The organism is Massilia aquatica (assembly GCF_011682045.1).
Lineage (GTDB): Bacteria > Pseudomonadota > Gammaproteobacteria > Burkholderiales > Burkholderiaceae_D > Telluria_A > Telluria_A aquatica.
Genome location: NZ_VVIW01000017.1, coordinates 1 through 20,286, shown reverse-complemented (window position 1 = coordinate 20,286; position 20,286 = coordinate 1). Strand labels below are relative to the sequence as shown.

Sequence of the window (20,286 nt, the reverse complement as noted above, 5' to 3'; positions counted from 1 at the left end):
ACGGCATGCTCAAGCTGCAAAACGTCAGCAAAACGTTCCAGGGCGGCGACGTGCGCACCACGGCACTCGACCGCATTACGCTCGATATCGATGCCGGCGAATACGTGTCCATCACCGGGCCGTCCGGTTGCGGCAAATCGACCCTGCTGTCGGTGCTGGGATTGCTCGACACGCCCGACAGCGGCGAGTACTGGTTCGACGGCCAGGACGTAGCCGGCTGGCGCGAAGCGCAGCTCAACAAGCTGCGGCGCGGGCGCATCGGCTTCATCTTCCAGAGCTTTAACCTGATCGAAGAATTGTCGGTGGCCGAGAACGTGGAACTGGCGCTCGACTACATGAACGTGCCGGCCAGGGAACGGCGCGAGCGCGTCGGCGCGATGCTCGACAAGCTGGGCGTGGCGCACCGCGCCAGGCACCGGCCGTCGCAATTGTCGGGCGGGCAGCAGCAGCGCGTGGCGATCGCGCGCGCGCTGGTGGCCAACCCGGCGCTGCTGCTGGCCGATGAACCGACCGGCAACCTCGATAGCGCGCATGGCGACGACGTGATGCGCCTGCTGCGCCAGATTAACGCCGAAGGCACCACCATCGTGATGGTCACGCACTCGCCGGCGCACGCGGCGCAGGCCTCGCGCAGCTTGCGCCTGCTGGACGGGCGCATCCTGGTCGATGCCATGCAGACGGCGTGAGGCGGCCATGATGACACTGAGAGATTTTCGCATCGGCTGGCGCACCTTGCTCAAGGACCCGGCGTATTCGCTGGTTGTCATTGCCGGACTGGGGGTGGGCTCTGCGGCCGCCCTGCTGCTGCTCGGCTTCGTGCGCTATTCGTGGCAGTACAACGCCGGCGTGCCGGGCGCCGATCATGTCTACATCGTCAAGCAGCGCTTCAACGTCGATCCCAAGTCGCCGTGGTTCGACCAGGCGCCGATGCTGCTGCGCCTGGCCGCCGCGCGCGCTCCCGGCGTGCTGGCCTCGACCGCCTACATTCCGACCCGGCCGCGCATCATGGGCCTGACGGCGCGCATCGACGGCCAGCTGCATGCAATGGACGGGCTGACCGTGATGCCGGGCTTCGCCGAGATCCTGGGTTTGCAGGCGCTGCGCGGCAACCTCACGCTGGCACTGGAGCAGCCGGAAGGTTTTGCCATCACCGAAGAAGCGGCGCTGCGCCACTTCGGCACGGCCGATGCCATCGGACGCACCATGCTGGTCGAGGGCAATCTACTGCGTGTAGCGGCGGTGCTGCGCACTCCCGGCGCCAACACCACCATTCCGTTCGAGGTGCTGGTGGGCGTGCGCTCGGTGCTGGCCGAGGCGCATGTGAAAGAGGAGATGGCGACCGGTAAAGCCGGCTGGTGGGGCAAGGTATTGGTGCGGGTCGATCCGGGCGCCTCGGTGCCAGCCTTGACCGCCGCGCTGCAGCAGGCGGTGGACCAGTCGCCGGGAGTGCAGGACATACCGCCCGAAACCAGGCAGCGCCTCGGCAAGCGCAAGGTGATGGATGTGGCACTGTCGCCGCTGCGCGACGCTTACTTCGACCGCGACGTCGGCCAGAACGAGATCAGCGCCGCCGGCGAGCGTGGCAGCCGGGTGGTGATCGCCGCGCTGGGCGCGATGGCGGCGCTGATCCTGGCCATGGCCGCCATCAATTACGTGAACCTGGCGGTGGTGCGCGTGCTGGGGCGCCAGCGCGAGGTGGCCATGCGCAAGGTGCTGGGCGCGGGCATGCGCCAGATCGTGCTGCAGATGCTGGCCGAGTCGATGCTGGTGGCGCTGCTGGCGACCGGCCTCGGGCTGCTGCTGGCGTGGCTGGCGCTGCCGCTGTTCGCGCAGCTGGTCGAGCGCAAGCTCGATGGCATGCTCTCGGCCGCCAATATCGGCGCGGCGCTGGTGCTGGGCGTGGCGCTGGGTGCGCTGACGGCGGTTTATCCCGCGTCGATTGCGCTGCGCGTGCGCCCGGGCGTGGTGCTGGCCGGGCGCGGCGACAGCGAATCGGTGCGCGGCATGCAGCTGCGGCGCGTGCTGACGGTGGTGCAGGTGGCCACTGCGATGGGCCTGGCCAGCATCACCCTGGCCATCGCCTGGCAAACCGCGTTCGCCATGCGCGTCTCGCCGGGCTTCGATCCGGCCCCGCTCTTGATCGTCGACCTGCCGGACACGGTGCGCGAGAGCGCGCGGGCGCGCAGCTTCATCGCGGCCCTGTCGGCCCAGCCGGGGGTGGCCGGCAGCGCCATCTCGGAAGACGCGGTCGGGCGCCACCAGGTGTCGTGGCTGCGCGACCTCAAGCGCCCGGGCGGGATCAGCGCGTCGATGCAAATGAAGTCGGTCAGCGCGGCGTTTTTCGAGCAGTACGGCATTGCGCCGCGCGCGGGACGGCTGTTTTCGGCGCGCACCGACAAGGAAGACGACCCGGTGCCGCTGGTGCTCAACGCGATCGCCGCGCGCGAGCTGGGATTTGCCACGCCCGAAGCGGCGCTGGGACAAACGCTGTTGTTTACCGGCTTCGATAACAAGACCATCGAAAAGCGCGTGGTCGGCATTGCGCCGGAGCTGCGCTTCCAGTCGCTGCGCGAAACCCCGCATGCGATGGCGTACGAACTGTGGACCGCCGGGATGACGCTTTCCGTGCGCGCCAGCGGCGAGATGGCGCCGGTGGAGGCGGCGGTGCGGCGCCTTTGGCCGGCGTATTTTCCGGACGCGATGATCAGGACGCAGCGGGCCGGCGCAATCCTGGCGCTCAATTACGCGGAAGACGCGCGCGTGGCCAAGCTGCTTGCCATCGGCACCTGCATCGCGCTGGCGATTGCCGCTTTCGGTACCTATGTGCTGTCGGCGCACACGGTGCAGCGGCGCGCGAAAGAGATCGTGCTGCGCAAACTGCATGGCGCAAGGCCGGCCGCCATTGGCCTGCTGGTGGTGCGCGAGATCGGCGCCCTGATGCTGGTGGCGGCGGCAATCGGGCTGCCGCTGGCGGCGCTCGCGATAGAGCGCTACCTGGCCACCTACGTCGAACACGCGCCGATCGGCTACTGGACCTTGCTGTTCGCGCTGGCGTCGACCGTGGCGGTGGCGCTGGCGGCCGTGGCGCGCCATGCGTGGCTGGCGATGCGCATGATGGCGTCGGATGCGCTGCGGGTGTAGCGAAGCGGCGCATTCACCGCAACTGATGCCATGCAAGCCCGGTCAACATGATGAGCCAGAACAGGGGCCAGAGGAGGCTCCACGTGAAGCCCGGTTCCAGTACCGATTCGCCGGGTCTTGCAGGGCTGTAGTAGACATGGACGACCGCGTGCGGGGCGTATTTGCGGGTCAGCTTCGTGAGGCTGCGCTGGGAAAGTACGTTCGTGCCCGTAAAGCGCATGCGGGTGCCGACATGATCGCAGCCGGCGACGCGGTATGCGTAAGTGACGGCAAGGTCGTAGCTATCGTCTTCGTCGAGTTTCGTCGTCCTGGACGTAAGAATCACGGCCACCGCCGATGGCCACGATAGCGACCGCCAGCACTGGCGCAGCTGGAACGCGAACACGACGGCCATGAGGACGGCGAGGGCGGCCAGAAAATAGCCGATGAACGTGACGGTATCCATGCTGTGGCGCGGCGCTTCAGGCGTAGGAGAACAGGTACCGGAAGCCGGTGAACAGCGCCATCCCGACGCAGATGCCTAGCACCAGGATCACGGCCGGATACACGGACGTTACCAGCACCGCTTCTTCCGGCCGCTCGGGGCAATAGGACGCGGGCATGTGACTGCCAGGCGCGTAGGTTTGCAGCATCGACTCGGGCTTTGGCTGCCAGCGGTCGGCGAACAGGCCGGTGGCGGCGATGGCGGCCCCCAGTGAGACGATCGCGCCGTTCAGTGGATCGAACATGGTGCTTCTTTCATGAGCGGGAAGGGTTGGCCGCCATCTTACCGCGTGGCGCGATGCCGCTCCGGAAAAGGAAGGCCATGCGCTAGAATCGCATCACACATTCATCCATGGCGGACCGCGCGTGCAGACACTGATCCAGGTAATCGACACAGTATGGAGCGGCGCCTCGCGTGGTGCGCCCGGATCAAGCGCGCGCAATGCCGTGCCGGAGCGGGTGCCGGTGCCCGACTGCGCGCTGGACGATGCGCTGCTGCTGCACCTGGCGACGTTCCACGAGTCCCAGCAATTCGCCATGCGGCGCGCGGCGCCGGTGGTGCGGTTCGCCCAGCAGTATCAGGAGCGCTTTCCACTGGCGATAGAGCTCGATGATGCGGGCGCGCACGTCGATTTCTTTGGATATGCGGCGCAGCGCAGGCCGAGGAAAGCCGTCTCCAGCGTGCTGCTGGAAGCGAACAACTGGGTACGCATCGTCGCCAATTTTCGCGTGGCGCAGGAGGAGACCTGGGTCTATCACAAGCTGGTCTTCAACATTTTTCATGGGCCGCCGTACCGGGCCAATGAACTCATGGCCAGCAAGGCGCCGCTGGCGCGCATCGATCTTCAAACGCACCTGTGGTGAAACGGTGCGGCGCTCAGGGCGCGCCGGCCTCGCGCAGCATGTAGATGGTGTCGTAAAAAACGCCGTCGACGCACAGCGCGCGCGGCTCCTGCCCGAATACGCGAAATCCCATGGAGGCATACAGCGCCAGCGCCGCGGCGTTACCGGCGGTGATGGTCAGCGTGACTTGGCGCACGCCTGGCATGGCGTCGGCGAAGGCCAGCGCGTGCGCCAGCAGCTGGCGGCCGACGCCCTTGTTGCGCCACGCCGGGGCCACCACCATGCCGCCCACGAAGGCCTTGTGACGCAGCTTGGCCGCGCCCTCGCGCCCCACGCCGACGACGCCGACCAGGGCCTCGCCGTCAAAGGCGCCGAAGCGGTTGCGACCGGAGTCCGGCGCCATGTGCGCTTCAATCGTGGACAGCGGCGTATCGCACTCGTCCTCGTAACTGGAACTGAACGCGGTGGGGCTTTCGCGCAGGGCGGCCAGGCGCAGCGACTGGTACGCGGATGCATCGGAAGGAGTCAGGCGGCGCAGATGCATGGTCGGGTCGATGGGTGAAGATGGAAAACGATCATAACCGAAGCGCCGGGAAAATATTCTCGACAAGAAGTGCCGCCGCATCGCATACCATAGCGTCGGTAGCGAACCGCCGGCACGGGCTGGTTCTTGTTCAATTCCTTCTCACGCCTATGATTCCGTCCAAGCGCATCTCCACCTTCATCATGCTGCTCATCTTCGCCGCCAGCTGGATCAATCCGCCGTGGCCGATGGAACAGGCGCTGCACAGTTCCCTCACGGTGATCGGCTTTGCGCTGCTGTGGAGGTTTTCCGCGCGCTGGGGCATCACCAGGCGCGACTTCCTGCTCATTGCCGTGTTCCTGTCGGTGCATTCGATCGCGGCGCGCTGGCTGTATTCGAATGTGCCCTACGATGCGTGGGGACGGGCGCTGTTCGACGTGTCCATCGACCAGGCTTTCGGCTGGACCCGCAATCACGCCGACCGGCTGGTGCACTTCCTGTACGGCCTGTGCCTGACCCCGGCGGCGATTTCGTACCTGACGGCGCGGCGCGGCCTGTCGACGCGCCTGGCGTTCTATATTGCGGTGTCGGCCGTCATGGTCACCAGCCTCTGGTACGAATGGTTCGAGTTCGCCATCGCGATGAGCTTGTCCGACAACGATGCCGAGGCCTACAACGGCCAGCAGGGCGATATATGGGATGCGCACAAGGACATGATGCTGGCGACCGTGGGCAGCCTGCTGTGGGCCTGGCCGGCCCTGCGGGCCCCAAGGCGGGCCTGAGGGCGTCGGGATTGGTCGCGCAGGCGCGTCGCGCGGCCAGCAGCGCTTGGATTTACGACAGGCGCAGCGCCAGCGCGGCCAGGCTGAGCAGCAGCACAGGCAAGGTCAGCACGATGCCAACGCGGAAATAATACACCCACGAGATACGAATATCCTTGCTGGCCAGGACATGCAGCCACAGCAAGGTGGCGAGACTGCCGATCGGGGTGATTTTCGGCCCCAGGTCGCTACCGATGATGTTGGCGTAGATCATCGCTTCGCGCACCGCGCCGCTGCTGGCGGTGGCGTCGATCGAGAGGGCGCCGATCAGCACGGTCGGCATGTTGTTCATGATCGACGAGAGGAAGGCGGTGATCAAGCCGGTACCCACCGCGGCGCCCCACACGCCGTACTGCGCACACTGATTCAAGAGCGCCGTCAGGTAGCTGGTCAGGCCGGCATTGCGCAGCCCGTAGACCACCAGGTACATCCCCAGCGAGAACACGACGACCTGCCACGGCGCGTTGCCGATCACCTCGCGCGTGGAAATCTTGTGGCCGCGCGCGGCCACCACCAGCAACAGCAGGGCGCCGGCGGCGGCCACCGCGCTGATCGGCACGCCGAGGCGTTCAAGCCAGAAGAAGCCCGCCAGCAGCGCGCCCAGCACCCACCAGCCGGTGATGAAGGTGGCGCGGTCGTGGATGGCTTCTTGCGGGCGCTTCAATTGCGCCAGGTCGTAATCGGCCGGGATGTCCTTGCGGAAGAACCAGAGCAGTACGCCCAGGGTGGCCGCCACCGAGACCAGGTTGACCGGCACCATCACCGCCGCGTAGCGCGCGAAGCCGATGCCGAAGTAATCGGCCGAAACGATGTTGACCAGGTTCGAGACCACCAGCGGCAGGCTGGCTGTGTCGGCGATGAAGCCGGCCGCCATCACATACGCCAGGGTAGCGCGCGCCGAGAAGCGCAGCACGCGCAGCATGGCGATGACGATCGGGGTGAGGATCAGCGCGGCGCCGTCGTTGGCGAACAGCGCGGCCACGGCGGCCCCAAGCAGCACCAGCAGGATGAACAGGCGGCGGCCATTGCCCTTGCCCCAGCGCGCCACGTGCAGGGCGGCCCATTCGAAGAAGCCGGCTTTGTCCAGCAGCAGGCTGATGATGATGACGGCGACAAACGTGCCGGTGGCGTTCCACACCATGTGCCAGACCACGGGAATGTCCGCAAGCTGGACCACGCCGGCCAGCAGGGCGGCAAGCGCCCCGGCGGCGGCGCTCCAGCCGATGCCGAGCCCGCGCGGCTGCCAGATGACGAGGACCAGGGTGGCGAGGAAAATCAGGGAAGCGGCGAGCACGGCATGATCCTTGCGGCGTTCAGGCGTGCAGGGCGCCGATGCGGTCGAGCTCGGTTTTGAAGCGGACCGGATCGCGTTGCAACTGCTCCAGCGGCAAGCGCAAGAAGGCCTCGATGCGGGAACGGATGAGGGCGTAGGCCGCTTCGAAGGCGGCGTCGATCTGCGCGTCGCTGCCGCTGACATGGCTGGGGTCGTCCACGCCCCAGTGGCAGCGCAATACCGGGCCAAGGTAGGCCGGGCAGGTTTCGCCGGCGGCGCTGCCGCAGACGGTGACGACGATGTCCGGCGCGACGGGCAAGCCGTCCCACGATTTGCTGCTGTAGCCTTCGGTGGAGATGCCCTTGCGCGCCAGCAGGGCGACGGCCAGCGGATGCAGCCGCCCGGCCGGCCTGCTGCCGGCGCTGATGGCGCGCAGCCCCTCGGGCGCGAGGTGATTGAAGATCGCCTCGCTCAGGATCGAGCGGCACGAGTTGCCGGTGCAGAGAAACAGGATGTTCATGCCAGAGTCCGATGTCGGTGGGTTGGGAGCCGAATGCGCGCTCGCGCAGCTTCATTTCGATTTTACTGGAAACGTCAAAACAATGGAAGCGCTGGCGCGAATGTGGGGAATGCGCTACAAGGAGAAGGGTGCGCGTCGGATGAGGCGGGCAGCGTATGATGTTAGCTATCGACAACGAGATCTATACCGGAGATGCCATGGCACGTCAGGAAGTTACCTACGAGGAGGTTGCAGCGGCAGCCATCAGCTTGCAGGAAGACGGTACGCGGGCCAGCATCGACGCGGTGCGCGCGGCGCTCGGCACCGGTTCGCCCAACGTGATTCACCAGCATCTGATCGAATGGCGCGCCAGCGAGGCCACGCCGCCGGCGCCGCCCTCGGCTGAGATTCCGCCCTCGGTGGCCAGCGCCCTGGGCAACTGGGCGCAGCAGTTCGCGCATGAGGCTGGCGCTGGCGTGCGCGAAGCGCTGGCGCAGTCCGAGAGCGACATGGCGGACCTGCTGGCGTCGAGCCAGCAGCTCGAAGCCGAGCGCGACGAGCTGCGTTCGCAGCTGACCGGCATGACCATCGCGCGCGACCAGGCGCTGGCGACCGTGACCGAGCGCGACGAGGATATCCAGCGCCTGACGATGGAGCTGCGCAATGCGCGTCTGGTGGCCACCGAGGCGCTGGTCGGCAAGGCGAAGGATCAGCTGGCCATCGAAGGCAAGAACGAGCAGCTGGTGGACTTGCGCGCGCAAATCGAGCGCAATGTGGCGTCGCAGGCAAGCGTGTCGGATGCGCGCCTGACGGCCGAGATGGAACTGATCGGCGCGGTGACCGCGCGCGACAATTTCGAGGCCGAAATCAAGGAACTGCGGGCGCGCTTCGACGCCTCGAACGCCGAACGCAGCGCCTTGCGCGCCGAGCTGGAAGTGCTGCGCGCCAGGCAGTAAGCGTCTACTGGCCGTGCCTCATCAAGGTGAGGATCTCGGCCAGGCGCGCGCGGCTGATGCCGTCGCGCTGCTCGATCGAGAGCACACGCTCGGTATGATCAAGCTCGATGATCGGACGCATGCCGTTGTCGCGCAGGTGCACATGGGTCTTGAAATTGCCCAGATCCGGATACGGCGCCAGGCTGGTATTGAGCCAGCCGAAAAAGGGGCCGATGTGTGCGCGCTTGTCGAGTTCGTAAGCGTCCACCCATGCCTGGTAGCTTGCCGCGCTCAGCGACACCCACACGCCCCACACGAACGGTTCTTCTTCGCCCTCGACCGCAATCTCGATGCAGCCGCGCACGAAGAAACTGCTGCCGTCGATCACGCAATCGTCGCTGCCCAGCTGGCAACGCGCCGCGCGTTCGCTTTCGGGAACGTGTTCGTAACTGAGCGGGGCCATTGCGGCATAGCTGGGAATGCCTTCGTGAAGCTCGCCGCATGCGCTGCATTGATAAAAAAACATGGCGGGACGCGCCTTTCGATGGAGGAAGTGGACAGTCATCTTGTCACGGCGCGCCCGCGTTGGCAATCCTGCAATATGTTACGTCCGGTTGATCGATACTCCGCCATCGACGATCAGGCTCGATCCGGTCGTGAAACTGGCGGCGTCGGAAGCGAGATACAGCGCCGAGCGCGCGATTTCCTGCGGCTGCGCCAGGCGCTTGAGGACATACAGGCCTTCGACAAAGGCGCGCGCTTCGGGCGTATTGGCGAACGCGCGCCCCATCGGCGTATCGGTGCCGCCCGGCAGCAGCGCGTTGGCGCGGATGCCCTGCGCGCCATATTCGACGGCAATCACCTGCATCAAGCCGATCAGGCCCGACTTGCTTGCCGCATAGGCGGCCATGCCCGGAAAGCCCACCGTGTGGCCAACGAAGGTCGAGGTGAAAATGAGGGAACCGCCGCCGCGCTTGAGCATGGCCGGAATCTGGTATTTGGCGTTGAGAAAAGCGCTGCTCAGGTTGGTAGCCAGGATGGTGTTCCAGTCGGCGACAGAGAGTTCGGTCAGCGGCGTGGCCTGGCCCGTCATGCCGGCGTTATTGAAGGCAATATCGAGCCCGCCAAAGCTGCCGACGGCCACTTCCACCAGGGCGCGGGCGGTGTCTTCATGCGCGATGTCGCCGGCCACGGCAATCGCTTCGCCGCCGCCGCCGGCGATTTCGGCGACCAAGGCGTCCAATTCGGCCTGGCGGCGCGCGCTGACCACCACTTTGGCGCCCTCGCGCGCGAACAACTTGGCCGTCTCGTAACCGATACCGGAACTTGCCCCGGTCACAATCGCCACTTTTCCTGATAATGCGTTCATTTGCCGATTCCTTTGCTGGTTGTCGTTCGGAGTTCCAGCATAGGCAAGGCGGGGGTGGCGATCTATCCGTTTCTTGCTGTTGTGTCCACGGCGGGGCTGGCGTCGGGATGGCCGGCACAGGCTTTTTTGAAAATGCCGCGCAGTTCCAGGATGTGGCGCTGCTCGAAGTAGACGCCGATCAATGCGCCGCCCAGGCCGCCGACCGCGAGGTGCGCAAAGCTCTCGGGGAACATCCAGATAAACAGGGCGATAACGATGGCGCCGACGAGGCCGTTCACCGTCGTCAGATGCCTGGGACGGCGGTACAGGAAGTCATGCAGCAGGCGTTTTTCGTGGGCGGACATGGGTGCATCAGCTTGCATGAGGGGTTTCCTTTGGAGTGGTGCGTGGCGAGTTTCGCTTGCAGGGACGCCACGATGGTTGCCGATCAAATGTTACCTATGATCAATACTATGACGCCGAGAAATACGCGTCAAAAATAGAGGGCAACAGTTTGATCTGCCTCAGAACGCCTGACAAAACCGTTCGACATACCGCCAACCGATGAGCGGGCAGGCAAGCGAAAGGAACGCTTAATGGATGTCTGCTCGTCGCGCATATCGAATGCGCAGTCTTCGGAAGCGCTGAAGCCACCCACGAATAGGATCCCGGGCCGGGTTGCGCGATCGCTGATGCGCGGTCTGCGCCTTTCAGCGATGGGCTACGGGTCGGGAGATGATCTGCTACAAGCGACCAGGGGGTCTTCAGACAGAAGTGCCTGGGCCATGGCATCAGTTCGTCTGCGAGCACGGGCGCTATCTTGGTGCCAGGATGTGGGTCGTGTACGTCCGCTATCGCCCCAAAGCGGTCACTCGGGCCTGTCAATGCTATCGCCAGCCTGTTCCCCTTGGTCGGCAGCTCCTGATATCAGGAGGTCGGCAACGACGTCACCCCGAAGTGGGCCATCTACAAGTTCAGCGAATTCTCGCATCTGGTTTCGCAGCTCGACCATGCGTGCAGTAGGCTCGGGTTGTGTAGCCCAGAAGAGTTCGGACGGCCATTGGGCATACGCAAAATAGTGGCCGTCGGCGCACCGATGCAAACGCGACCCTAGACCGCCTCGCTCATCGCGTATAAGTTCGGTGAGTTCCAGCCAGGCGTGCTCGAAGTCTCGCTCACGACCAGAGACTACTTTCCATTTAAAGTAAATCGCGTGCATAACATCCTTTCGGGTTGTGGCCGATTGTGTCCCTTCGTGCCGGTCTTCGTGTGAGGGCGGTCTCTAAAATTTCCGCATTCCCACGTTGTGTCTATGGCCGCTTCTGGCCGGTAGCGGACTGCCGGAACGGCTCAGTGTACGCGGTTGTTGCTGCTGAGGTAACTACAGGGTTTTATCAGGCGCTCTTAAGCACGTGGAAACAGAAGACCTCCCGACGAACCAAGCCTTATTGCGGCACGGCTTGCCTGCGTTCATCGGCCGAGACGCGCTGCAAAATATACGGTACGATCTCGGCCGGCCACGATCCCCACGGACCGAAGCCGCCCCCGCGCAGATCGCCAAACTCCGGCACGTTTTGCACTGAGCGAAGCAGTCCGTGAATGCGCACGCGCTTGCCTTCCCAGCGCCTGAGCGCCGCAAGATTCGGCTGCAGGCTGCCTGCGCCAAAGGCGATCCAGATGTCCGGCGGGTAGTCGCTTCCCCCCTTGAAAAACCTGGGCTGCCGCTCGGATTTGGGATAGTGCATGAGCGCATAACCGCCCTGGTCATCGGCCCACAGGATGCCGTCGATTTCCACCGGCTGCCCCTCCAATGCCGCCAGCCGGTCGAGAACCTGGTTAATGCTCAACGGATTGGTCATCGTCGCTTTCGGAAGGTTGTCATAGCCGAATATTACCTCTGCGATGGAACGCGCGCCAACAACCGCTTGCCACCTCAAGGCCAGCCCAGCGAAAACAGCCCCTCCCTGGCCGAGCCGATCAGCACTTCGCCCGAGCCGGGCACATACAGCAGGCGCCGGCTTGACGGCGGGATGCCGGATCGCTCGTCGAGCGTGGCCACATGGCGCAGCTGGACATCGAGCAGCACCAGCTGGCCTCCCGAAAACAGAATCACCCAGCGGCCCGCATCGTCGATCACCAGGTCGACCGGATGCCCGAGCGCGCGCGCCGGCTTGGGCTCGATTGCAAACAGCACCGGCACCATCCGTTCGCCGTCCCAGCGCTGCACGCTGGCGCCCACCGCGCCGATGATATTGCGCGCGTTATTGCGGAACAAGGCTTCGACCCGGTCCGTCGACACCCGTCGCGCCACGCCCTTGGGATCGGCCTCGATGATGCCAATGCGGGTACCGGCCCAAACGCGGCCGTCGGGCCAGGCCAGCAGCCGTCCGCTCGGCTGCGCCTGGCGGTCGGGCAGGGCCACGAAGCGCGCGCCGCCCTCGTTGGCCAGGTAGTGCAGGCCGGCCGCGCCGCCGAACGGCGTGCTGCCGGCCGCGACCCATATTCCGCCTGGCGTGACCGCCACATCGAGCGGCAACGCGCCCGCCTCGAGCGGCACCGCTTGCACCTGCCCTTGCCGCAGGCGCAGCAGGCCCTGCGACAGTTGCACCGCCAGCACCTGGTCCGGCCCGGCGTAGGCGGCCGGCCCGTACACGGCGGACGGCAGGTCGATCCCGGCGCGCCACTGGCGCACCACGCGCCAGCCGCCCGGGGTGCGCGCCAGTTCGAGCGGTCCGTCAATGGGCGAACTGAGCAGCACCAGCGCGCCGCCCGCCTTCGCTTCCATCGGCAGGGCGTCGACGGGAATCTCGCGCCCGGACGCAGGCGTCATGGCCAGCGGCGCGCCGCCGGCGCCGAGCTGCCAGACAGCGGCGTCGGTGGCCACCAGCAGGCCCAGGCGGGCATCGTGGGTCAAGGCGGTGACGTTGCCCACGCGCGCATCGTCGGACAGCGCCCTGGGCTCGCCGCAGCCCAGCGCATGCACGCCGGCGCCGGCGCGGGCGACGATCAGCTCGGGGCCAGCATGCACCAGCCCGGTCACCGGCTCCCTGAAACTGGCCTGCGAGCAGTGCGGCGCCAGGCGGCCGTCTTCGTCCAGGGTCATCAGGACGTGGCGGCGCGAAGCCGGATCGGCCGACGGCTGGGTCACCATCACCAGGGTGGTGGAGCGGCCGTCGGGCGCGCGCGCCAGGGCGGCAATGCCGACCGTGGCGGCCGGTACGCCCTCGGCCAGGGGAAAGGTGCGCAGCGCGGCGCCACACTGGCGCGCGTACCAGGGCTGTTGCGCGGCGCCATCGACGCGCATGCCGGCCACGTGGAAACAGCCGTCGCTGCGCTCCACCGTGCCCGCCGTGGCCACCAGCGCCCCGCCCAGGCCCGGGTTCCAGGCCTGCACGCGCGCGCCGTCCCAGTGCCACAGCGAGGCGCTAGCCTGGCCTTCGGCGCCGTCGGGCTCGCGGGCGCTGAGCTGGAACAACAGCGAGCTGCCCCGGCTGGACGCCAGCACCAGGTCAGCGGCCATGCCGTGGCCCTCCGTGCCGGGCGGCGCGATGGCGGTACTGCTGCCGGTGCGCGGGTCGAGCAGGACCAGCCCGGCCTGGGTGCCGGCGGCCAGGCGGCCGTCGGGCAGGCTGGCCAGTTCCTGCACCACGGCCGAGGGCAAGCCCTGGCCCAGATCGAAGCGCATGCTGCGCGCGCCGCGCTCGAAACCGATCAGGCCGCCGCCACGGCTGGCCACCCACAGGCGGCCGTCGACCACCGTCATGGCGGCGCCCGCCAAGGGTGGATCGAGCACCCGGCGCGCCGCCGGCAAAGGAGCAGCGGCGGCGGCCTGGCCACAGGCAAGAGTGGCGAGCAGGGCGGCGACCAGGCGTCCGATCAGGCGCCCGGTACGGTTCGATGGAATGCGCATCAGTAGTCCGATCCTCCCGTGGTGGTAATGACGGCGTACGGCGGCGGCACGGTCCACAGGCCGGCGCCGGGCGAGGTCGACACCCTTTCGTTGGCGTCCAGCGCATCGCGCGTGCGGGTGCGGTAGTACAGGCGCGTCAGGTGGCCGCCGGCCTGCAGGGTGGTCCACTGGGCCGCGTTCGGGGTCCAGGTGCCGGAGCATTCGGGCGACGCCGGCGTGGCGGTGTTGAGGTCGACGTTGAGCCAGCCGCTGTTGACGGTCGAGGCCGGCGAGAAGGCCTGGTCGGTGGAGGCTTCGACTATGAACTTGGCGTTGCAGATCGCGGTGCCGCTGACCGGGCGCGCGCTGGTGCCGGTGAAGCGGAAGCGCGGGCCGGTCCAGACCTGGAAGGTGGGTGCGGCGCCGCCCAGCTTGAGGAAGTCGGTTTCGCGGTGGGTAATGCCGTCCACCACCATGTCGTCGCCGGGATCGTTGTCGTTCATGTCGATCACGGCGTCGCCGCCATTTTCACCGCTGGGGCAGATGGCCGCGTCGGACGTTCCCGGATCGCCGTCGATGCAGGCCGAGGGCACGGCGAACACCCCGCCCTTGGCAAACCCGGCCAGCACCTTGTTGGTGGTGTGGTTGCCGTTGTGGGCAAAGGCCGGCGGCCCGCCCGGCAATCCGGAGGTGGCCCATTGCTCGACCATTTCGAGTTCGAGGTCGCGCAACAGGTTATAGATGCCGCGGTCGCCCGCGCCCACCGGACCGGACAGGCCGGCGTTCTTGAGCGCGCGCGTAAAGCGCACGAAATACTGCGGATGCCCGGACGGGCGGCACTTGCTGCGCATGCCCTCGCGCACCTGCCACAGGATCGCCGAACCGATCTGCATGTCGGCGTAGGGGCCGCTGGCGAGGTCGCGGTGCTCGGGGAAATGGTCGCCCGGGGTGGCGGGGTTGAACGGCGTGGTGACCTCGTGCAGGCGCGGCAGGCCGCCGCCCTCGTGGTGGCCGCGGCTGCCCTGGCAGTTGTTGCTGGCGTTGACGCCGCCCAGGTTCTTGGCGGTCCAGCCGGCGGTGCAGTTGGTGTTATCGAAATGGTCGGCCCAGGCGTCGGCCAGGTCGTGCATCAACCCCATGCCCACCGGCATGGCGCACGGCGCCACGCCGCACCAGTTGGCGGGGCGGCCGTCGGTGAAGCGCTGCACCGCGTTGTGCGCCAGTTCGTGGCCGACGATGGTGTTGTCGTGGGCGAAGTTCATGTAGTTGGGGGCGTTCGCGGTGCCATCCGAAAAGTTCGGGCAGGCGGCGTCGAAGTAGCCCTGGCAGGCGCCGAAGTCCATGCTGGACCAGGCGTTGCAGCCGGCCGAGACCGATTCGAGGCGCGGGTTCCAGGGGTTGGTCGGGAAGGGCGTGAAGATGCCGTGGGAAATCGATTGCTTCCAGTTCAGGTGGAACACACCAAAATAGTTTACTTGCTGGAAGCCCGGGTTGCCGCCGCTGGAACAGATGCCACCGGCGCCGTTGTTGATCGGTGCCTGGTTGAAGTTGGCCAGGGTGGCGCTGCTGCCGCCCAGGGTGCTCGAGACCGACACGTCCTGGGCGTCGAAGCCGTCGTTCTGGTGGTCCACGCGCGAGGCCACGCCGGCCAGCTTGAGCGTGTACTGTCCGCCGACGGCGGGATCGACCGCGAAGCTGCGCACCTGGTTGGCCCCGGTGCCGGGATCGCGCCGCCACACCGTACCGGTGGCGGTGACGTCCGAGACGAGCGGGCGCATTTTGAGGATGGCGCCGCTGGCGGCGTCGGACCAGACCCGGAACGGCACCGGGCGCCCGAAGCTGACGCCCTCGACCACCATGCGCCAGGCGTAGCGCAGCGAGACGCCGCCGGCGGCGTCGTTACCATATGGCAGCAGCACCAGGTCGGGACCGTCGGTCACGCGGCGCCCGTCCACGCTGTCGATGCCGCGCACGCCTTTCAGGGCGGCATAGGCGCGCAGCTCGGCCCCTTCGGCGCTTTGCGGACGGGCGTTGGCGAGCGTGTAGCGGTTGATGAGCGAACCGCGCACGCTGGTGATGCCCTGGCCTTCCCAGCGCGAGGCCAGCAGCATGGTGTGCTCGATCGGCACGCCGCCTTCGACCTGCATGAAGGGATAGACGATTTCCTGGCGTTCGATGTCGGCCTTGAACTGGGCGAAGGTCAGGCCGCGCGCGATGAGCAGGTTGCGTTCGACATCGTCGGTGGGGGGGCGCTTGCCGAGGAAGGCGTCGACCATGTCGAGGGTGCGCGGGCGGGTGGATTTTTCGTTGCCCTGGTATTCGGTGGCGAGCAGCTCGGCCATGCCGGCCAGCTGCGGGCGCACCTGCGCCAGGCCGGCTTCGGGGGCGCGTCCGAGACGGCGCAAGCCGCCTTCAAACTTGAGCGCGGCCAGCAGCGGCGCGATGACTTTATCGGCCACCTCGGTGGAGGATTGGGTGCCGGCCAGGGTGGGCGGCACGCGCATGAAAATGTGGCCCATGTCCTGGCTGGGCAAGGATACCTGCGCGCCCTTCGGCAAGGCGCGCAGGTCGACCTGCGGCGCGCGGGCGGGCTTGATGCCGGGCGGATCAATCGATGGGAACACGATTTCCGACGGACCGGGCCCGCGCGGGGGCGCCGTTTGCGCGGCGGCGAGGGTGGTGCAGCCGAGTAGCAGCAGGGAAATGGCGGTGAGTACCGGGCGCGGCTGAAAGCGGGGTGGGAGCGGGCGTAGAGAGTCCATGTTGCATCCTTCCAGGGAACATCGAACAAGTGACTCACTGAGTATAGGAGGTGTATTTACGTGGAAATCTCACACATTGTCACTGTGGCGGAAATGGTAAAAAAATGCTAACGCGGCTGGCATTGGCCGAATGCGGCCGAGCTTAACGGGCGCTTGCCGGCGACTGGACGAAGTCGATGAAAGCGCGCAAGGGTGCGGGCAGTTGGCGCCGCCCCGCGTAGTACAAGAACGGGCCCGGAAAACTCACCCACCACGCTTGCAGCACCGGCTGCAACTGGCCCGCCGCGAGGTAGGGCGCGAGCCAGTCTTCGAACAGGTACACCAGGCCATGTCCCTCGACGGCGGCCTGGACCGCCAGGTCGGCCACGGTGGGCGTGAAGATCAGCGGCCCGGCGGGATCGAGCGTGAGGCGTTGGCCGTCGCGCTCGAACTCCCATGGATACACCAGGCCGCTGAGGAACTTGCCGCGCAGGCAGGCATGCTGCAACAGGTCGCGCGGGTGCTGCGGCACGCCGCGCCGCGCCAGGTAGGCGGGCGCGGCGGCCAGGGCGAAGCGCTCGCTGCGCGGGCCGATCGGCAGCGCGATCATGTCCTGTTCCAGGCGCTCGCCGTAGCGGATGCCGGCGTCGCAGCCGCTGGCGACCAGGTCGACAAAATTGTTGTCGACCACGATGTCGAGCATGATGTCCGGATACAGCGCCATGAAGCGGTTCAGCATCGGTTGCAGGAAAAGGCGCGCCGCGCTCACCGGCACGTTCAGGCGCAAGGTGCCGCGCGGGCTGTCGCGCAGCTCGTTGAGCACGTCGAGCGCGCTGCTCACCTGGGCCAGGGCCGGTTGCAGGCGGCTCAACAGCAGTGCGCCGGCTTCGGTCGGCGCCACGCTGCGGGTGGTGCGTTCCAGCAAGCGGATACCGAGCCGGGTTTCCAGCCGCCGCACCGCCTGGCTCAGGCTGGATGCCGACTGTCCGCTGATGCGCGCGGCCTGGCGAAAGCCGCGCTGCTGCGCGACCAGCGCAAAGGTCGACAAATCGGCCATGGAAGGGGGTTCAGTGCTCATCGGTGCCATCCTTATTGTGCGCAATTGTGTACAGCCCGTGCGCGATTACCCCGATTATCACATGCACCGATCCCCGCTAGACTTTGTCCATGCTTTGTCCATGCTTTGTCCATGTAACGGCCGGCACCCGCTGCGCCGGCCGCACGCTCACCTGTCCAACCCCAGCAAAGGATTTTTCGTGAACACTTATTCGCCTTCCCAGGACCAATTTACCCCGGCCCATTGCGACCGTCATTTCAACCGCATCGGTTACGGCGCCATGCAGCTGGCCGGCCCGCATGTGTGGGGCCCGCCGCAAGACCGCGCCGCCGCCGTGGCCGTGCTGCGCGAGGCGGTCGAACTGGGCATCAACCATATCGACACCTCGGACTTTTACGGGCCGCATGCGACCAACCAGATTATCCGGGAAGCGCTGCATCCGTACCGCGACGGGCTGACCATCGTGACCAAGATCGGTTTCCTGCGCGGGGCGGACCAGTCGTGGCTGCCGGCGGCGGCGCCGCAGCAACTGCTTGACGCCGTGCACAGCAACCTGCGCAACCTGGGACTCGATGCGCTCGACGTGGTCAATTTTCGCGCGCCGGGTCTGGAAGGCGCCGATGGATCGTCGATCGGCGCAGCGGTCGAGGTGCTGGCGGAATTGAAAAAGGATGGGCTGGTGCGGCATATCGGCCTGAGTAATGTCGATGCGGGCCAGGTGGCCGAGGCGCAGGCCATTACCGGGATCGTCTGCGTGCAGAATCACTACAACCTGGTGCATCGGGGCGACGATGCGCTGATCGACACGCTGGCGGCGCAGGGCATCGCCTACGTGCCGTTTTTCCCCTTGGGCGGATTTTCGCCCTTGCAGTCAAACACCTTGAACGAGGTGGCGGCCGGCATGGATGCCAAGCCGATGCAGGTGGCGCTGGCCTGGCTGCTGCAACGCGCGCCGAATATCCTGGTGATCCCGGGCACGTCGTCGGTGGCGCATCTGCGCGAGAACGTGGCGGCCGGCGCGCTGCGGCTCGATGCTGCGGCCTTGCAGGCGCTGGACGCGCTGTAAGGCCGCCAGCGCAGCGCTGGCGCTATGCGGGCGCCAGCGATTGCGCGAACACGCGGTAGTACTCGATCTTTTCCTTCAAGGCGTCGGCGGACTGGCGCATCGCTTCGATTTCTGCAAGAACATCGGCCAGGTGTTCCTCCAGCATCCGGCGCCGATCGGGCACGGTGGCGTCGCCCGCGCTGCGCAGTCGCGCGAAGGCCTGCATTTTGCCGATTGGCATGCGTGTGGTTCGCAAGCGCAGCAGGAATCCGATCCAGGCCATGTCGGATGCGGCGTAGCGCCGCTGGCCGCCGGCGGCGCGCCCGACCGGCGCGAGCAGGCCAATCCGCTCGTAGTAGCGCAGCGTGTAAGCCGTCAAGCCGGTGCGCCTGGACGCTTCGTCGATGCTCAGATGGGATTCCATGGTCGTGTCCTCACAAGGTAAGTGCGTCCAGGCACTATAGAGGCATCGGCAAGAAGGCACAAGCTGGCTAGCCTGGCGGGATTTTACGCTGCGCCGGGTCGCTGAAAGCGGGGCCGACACGGCGCTTCTCGAACACGTCCCTGGCTGCGGCGATGCCGTTCAAGGCAGCCGGAAAACCCGCGTAGACAGCCATCTGGTTAATCACCTGGATGATCTCCTCGGGCTTGCAGCCCACGTTCAGGGCACCGTCGATGTGCACCTTGAGCTGCGGCTGCGCGTTGCCCAGCGCGGTCAGCGCGGAAATGGTGGTCAGTTCGCGGGTACACAGGGACAAACCGGGCTGGGAGAACACATCGCCATAGGCGAAATCGACGATCCAGTCGCCCAGTTCGGGCGAGATGCGCCGGAGCGAATCGACCACTTGCCTGCCTTCGGCCCCGGTGGTCTTCAGCATGGTGTCTTCGCCACGCTGCCTTCTGCTGTCGGGCTGCGCGCTCCAGGCGCTGGCGCCCGTGAATGCCGCCGCCACCATCCATACCGCCGTCATTGCCAACCTTGTCGTCGTCATCGCGCTCTCCTTCACCACTGCCGTTGCCGTGCGCGAAAGCGCGTCACGGATGCACGGCGTTGATGCGCCGTGCAAGCACAGGCTAGGAGTCTGCGCGGCAGACAGTTTTTTCGCTGAGCATGCCAGGCGCGTCTTCGCCGCCGTCGATAGCGATTCACTTTCGCGTGCGAAAGTCGAATGAAATAGAAGCTTCCGGCCTCGAATTGGGCGATTTTCGCCCTTTCCAGGTCTACGCGTACATCATTTTTGCCATTCGTCGCAAGTTCAGCGCGGTGCAGACGAGTTTCCACTCGGCCTGCGCTTTGGCCAGTCCTCGCATGCTAAATTGGCGGAAACCCAGTACGCTTTTCACCCAGGCGTTGGGCGGTTCCGAGATCCACTTGCGTTTTCGGTAAGCCGCCTGCGTTGTCACGGATTTGAACTTCTCTGCCATGGCAGCGCACAGAGGCCGTTTTTTCGGATCGATCACCACTTCCTGCTTGCCAATCCGGCCGAGTGCCACAATCAGTTCGGACGGGTGGTCGCGTAGTTGCTCGAGCATTGCTTCCGAGCGGTAGCCTGCATCGGCGAGCACCAGCTCAGCATCGTCACCGACGTTGCGCTTTACCGCCGCCAGCACCGTCGCCAATTGACCACTATCGGCGGCACTGTTGACGAGTTCTGCCGCCACGACGATGTGGGCAGTCTCATCGACTG

General features: G+C 66.4%; 22 protein-coding genes and 1 pseudogene. 6 read left to right on the top strand and 17 right to left on the bottom strand.

Features of this window, described 5'->3' with window-relative positions:
* Positions 1-5 precede the first annotated feature (5 nt).
* Together F1609_RS23655 and F1609_RS23650 are read left to right on the top strand one after the other, a co-directional pair.
* Positions 6-686: an ABC transporter ATP-binding protein gene (locus F1609_RS23655; RefSeq protein WP_167079118.1), complete on the top strand. Its 681-nt coding sequence runs from the start codon at positions 6-8 to the stop codon at positions 684-686.
* Between the two features lie 7 nt (positions 687-693).
* Positions 694-3,141 (top strand): FtsX-like permease family protein, encoded by a 2,448-nt coding sequence (locus F1609_RS23650; RefSeq protein ID WP_229422020.1) that lies wholly within the window; start codon positions 694-696, stop codon positions 3,139-3,141.
* A 13-nt stretch (positions 3,142-3,154) separates the two neighbouring features.
* On the opposite strand, the gene F1609_RS23645 is transcribed toward F1609_RS23650, so the two are convergent.
* Both F1609_RS23645 and F1609_RS23640 read right to left on the bottom strand, forming a co-directional pair.
* Complete coding sequence (locus F1609_RS23645) at positions 3,155-3,586, bottom strand: DUF3592 domain-containing protein (protein ID WP_167079117.1); 432 nt, start codon at positions 3,584-3,586, stop codon at positions 3,155-3,157.
* A gap of 16 nt (positions 3,587-3,602) precedes the next feature.
* Positions 3,603-3,869, bottom strand: a complete 267-nt coding sequence (locus tag F1609_RS23640) for a hypothetical protein (protein WP_167079116.1) — start codon at positions 3,867-3,869, stop codon at positions 3,603-3,605.
* Positions 3,870-3,990: 121 nt separating this feature from the next.
* Here F1609_RS23640 and F1609_RS23635 point away from each other — a divergent pair, with 121 nt between their 5' ends.
* Positions 3,991-4,488, top strand: coding sequence for a hypothetical protein (locus F1609_RS23635; RefSeq protein ID WP_167079115.1), 498 nt, complete (start codon positions 3,991-3,993; stop codon positions 4,486-4,488).
* 13 nt (positions 4,489-4,501) lie between these two features.
* Here the strand turns inward: F1609_RS23635 and F1609_RS23630 are convergent, their stop codons facing one another.
* Entirely contained in the window at positions 4,502-5,011 is a 510-nt protein-coding gene (locus tag F1609_RS23630; RefSeq protein ID WP_167079114.1) for a GNAT family N-acetyltransferase, read from the bottom strand.
* A 149-nt stretch (positions 5,012-5,160) separates the two neighbouring features.
* Here F1609_RS23630 and F1609_RS23625 point away from each other — a divergent pair, with 149 nt between their 5' ends.
* Positions 5,161-5,772, top strand: coding sequence for a DUF2238 domain-containing protein (locus tag F1609_RS23625; protein ID WP_167079113.1), 612 nt, complete (start codon positions 5,161-5,163; stop codon positions 5,770-5,772).
* A 52-nt stretch (positions 5,773-5,824) separates the two neighbouring features.
* Here the strand turns inward: F1609_RS23625 and F1609_RS23620 are convergent, their stop codons facing one another.
* On the bottom strand, positions 5,825-7,105 hold the full coding sequence (locus tag F1609_RS23620; protein ID WP_167079112.1) for an arsenic transporter: 1,281 nt from the start codon (positions 7,103-7,105) through the stop codon (positions 5,825-5,827).
* Positions 7,106-7,124: 19 nt separating this feature from the next.
* The gene (locus tag F1609_RS23615; protein WP_167079111.1) at positions 7,125-7,604 is read right to left on the bottom strand and encodes an arsenate reductase ArsC; all 480 of its coding nucleotides are present in this window, start codon (positions 7,602-7,604) and stop codon (positions 7,125-7,127) included.
* Between the two features lie 197 nt (positions 7,605-7,801).
* Here F1609_RS23615 and F1609_RS23610 point away from each other — a divergent pair, with 197 nt between their 5' ends.
* Entirely contained in the window at positions 7,802-8,539 is a 738-nt protein-coding gene (locus tag F1609_RS23610) for a DNA-binding protein (RefSeq protein ID WP_167079110.1), read from the top strand.
* Positions 8,540-8,543: 4 nt separating this feature from the next.
* Here the strand turns inward: F1609_RS23610 and F1609_RS23605 are convergent, their stop codons facing one another.
* The 9 genes and pseudogenes from F1609_RS23605 to F1609_RS23570 form a co-directional block, all read right to left on the bottom strand.
* On the bottom strand, positions 8,544-9,044 hold the full coding sequence (locus F1609_RS23605; RefSeq protein WP_167079109.1) for a DUF2199 domain-containing protein: 501 nt from the start codon (positions 9,042-9,044) through the stop codon (positions 8,544-8,546).
* A gap of 78 nt (positions 9,045-9,122) precedes the next feature.
* Positions 9,123-9,887, bottom strand: a complete 765-nt coding sequence (locus F1609_RS23600; RefSeq protein ID WP_167079108.1) for an SDR family oxidoreductase — start codon at positions 9,885-9,887, stop codon at positions 9,123-9,125.
* Between the two features lie 62 nt (positions 9,888-9,949).
* Complete coding sequence (locus F1609_RS23595) at positions 9,950-10,249, bottom strand: hypothetical protein (RefSeq protein WP_167079107.1); 300 nt, start codon at positions 10,247-10,249, stop codon at positions 9,950-9,952.
* A 141-nt stretch (positions 10,250-10,390) separates the two neighbouring features.
* Positions 10,391-10,519 (bottom strand): annotated as a pseudogene (locus F1609_RS34760) (IS5/IS1182 family transposase); the annotation flags it as partial.
* A gap of 215 nt (positions 10,520-10,734) precedes the next feature.
* A complete protein-coding gene (locus F1609_RS35410; RefSeq protein WP_167079106.1) occupies positions 10,735-11,085 on the bottom strand; it encodes an antibiotic biosynthesis monooxygenase family protein in 351 nt (116 codons plus the stop codon).
* 226 nt (positions 11,086-11,311) lie between these two features.
* Positions 11,312-11,725: a hypothetical protein gene (locus F1609_RS23585; RefSeq protein ID WP_167079105.1), complete on the bottom strand. Its 414-nt coding sequence runs from the start codon at positions 11,723-11,725 to the stop codon at positions 11,312-11,314.
* Between the two features lie 74 nt (positions 11,726-11,799).
* A complete protein-coding gene (locus F1609_RS23580; protein ID WP_167079104.1) occupies positions 11,800-13,776 on the bottom strand; it encodes a hypothetical protein in 1,977 nt (658 codons plus the stop codon).
* Positions 13,776-16,517: a hypothetical protein gene (locus tag F1609_RS23575; RefSeq protein WP_167079103.1), complete on the bottom strand. Its 2,742-nt coding sequence runs from the start codon at positions 16,515-16,517 to the stop codon at positions 13,776-13,778. The genes F1609_RS23580 and F1609_RS23575 overlap by 1 nt, the downstream gene beginning before the upstream one ends.
* Before the next feature lie 142 nt (positions 16,518-16,659).
* Positions 16,660-17,574 carry a LysR family transcriptional regulator gene (locus F1609_RS23570; protein WP_167079102.1) on the bottom strand — a complete coding sequence of 305 codons (915 nt, stop codon included), beginning with the start codon at positions 17,572-17,574 and terminating at the stop codon, positions 16,660-16,662.
* Between the two features lie 178 nt (positions 17,575-17,752).
* On the opposite strand from F1609_RS23570, the gene F1609_RS23565 reads away from it, so the two are divergent.
* Positions 17,753-18,619: an oxidoreductase gene (locus F1609_RS23565; RefSeq protein ID WP_370661663.1), complete on the top strand. Its 867-nt coding sequence runs from the start codon at positions 17,753-17,755 to the stop codon at positions 18,617-18,619.
* A gap of 22 nt (positions 18,620-18,641) precedes the next feature.
* Here the strand turns inward: F1609_RS23565 and F1609_RS23560 are convergent, their stop codons facing one another.
* The 3 genes from F1609_RS23560 to F1609_RS23550 form a co-directional block, all read right to left on the bottom strand.
* Positions 18,642-19,022, bottom strand: coding sequence for a MerR family transcriptional regulator (locus F1609_RS23560; protein WP_167079100.1), 381 nt, complete (start codon positions 19,020-19,022; stop codon positions 18,642-18,644).
* Positions 19,023-19,089: 67 nt separating this feature from the next.
* The gene (locus F1609_RS23555) at positions 19,090-19,554 is read right to left on the bottom strand and encodes a carboxymuconolactone decarboxylase family protein (protein WP_167079218.1); all 465 of its coding nucleotides are present in this window, start codon (positions 19,552-19,554) and stop codon (positions 19,090-19,092) included.
* Positions 19,555-19,819: 265 nt separating this feature from the next.
* Positions 19,820-20,286 (bottom strand): transposase (locus F1609_RS23550; RefSeq protein ID WP_167079099.1); only part of this gene is annotated, 467 nt, incomplete at its 5' end.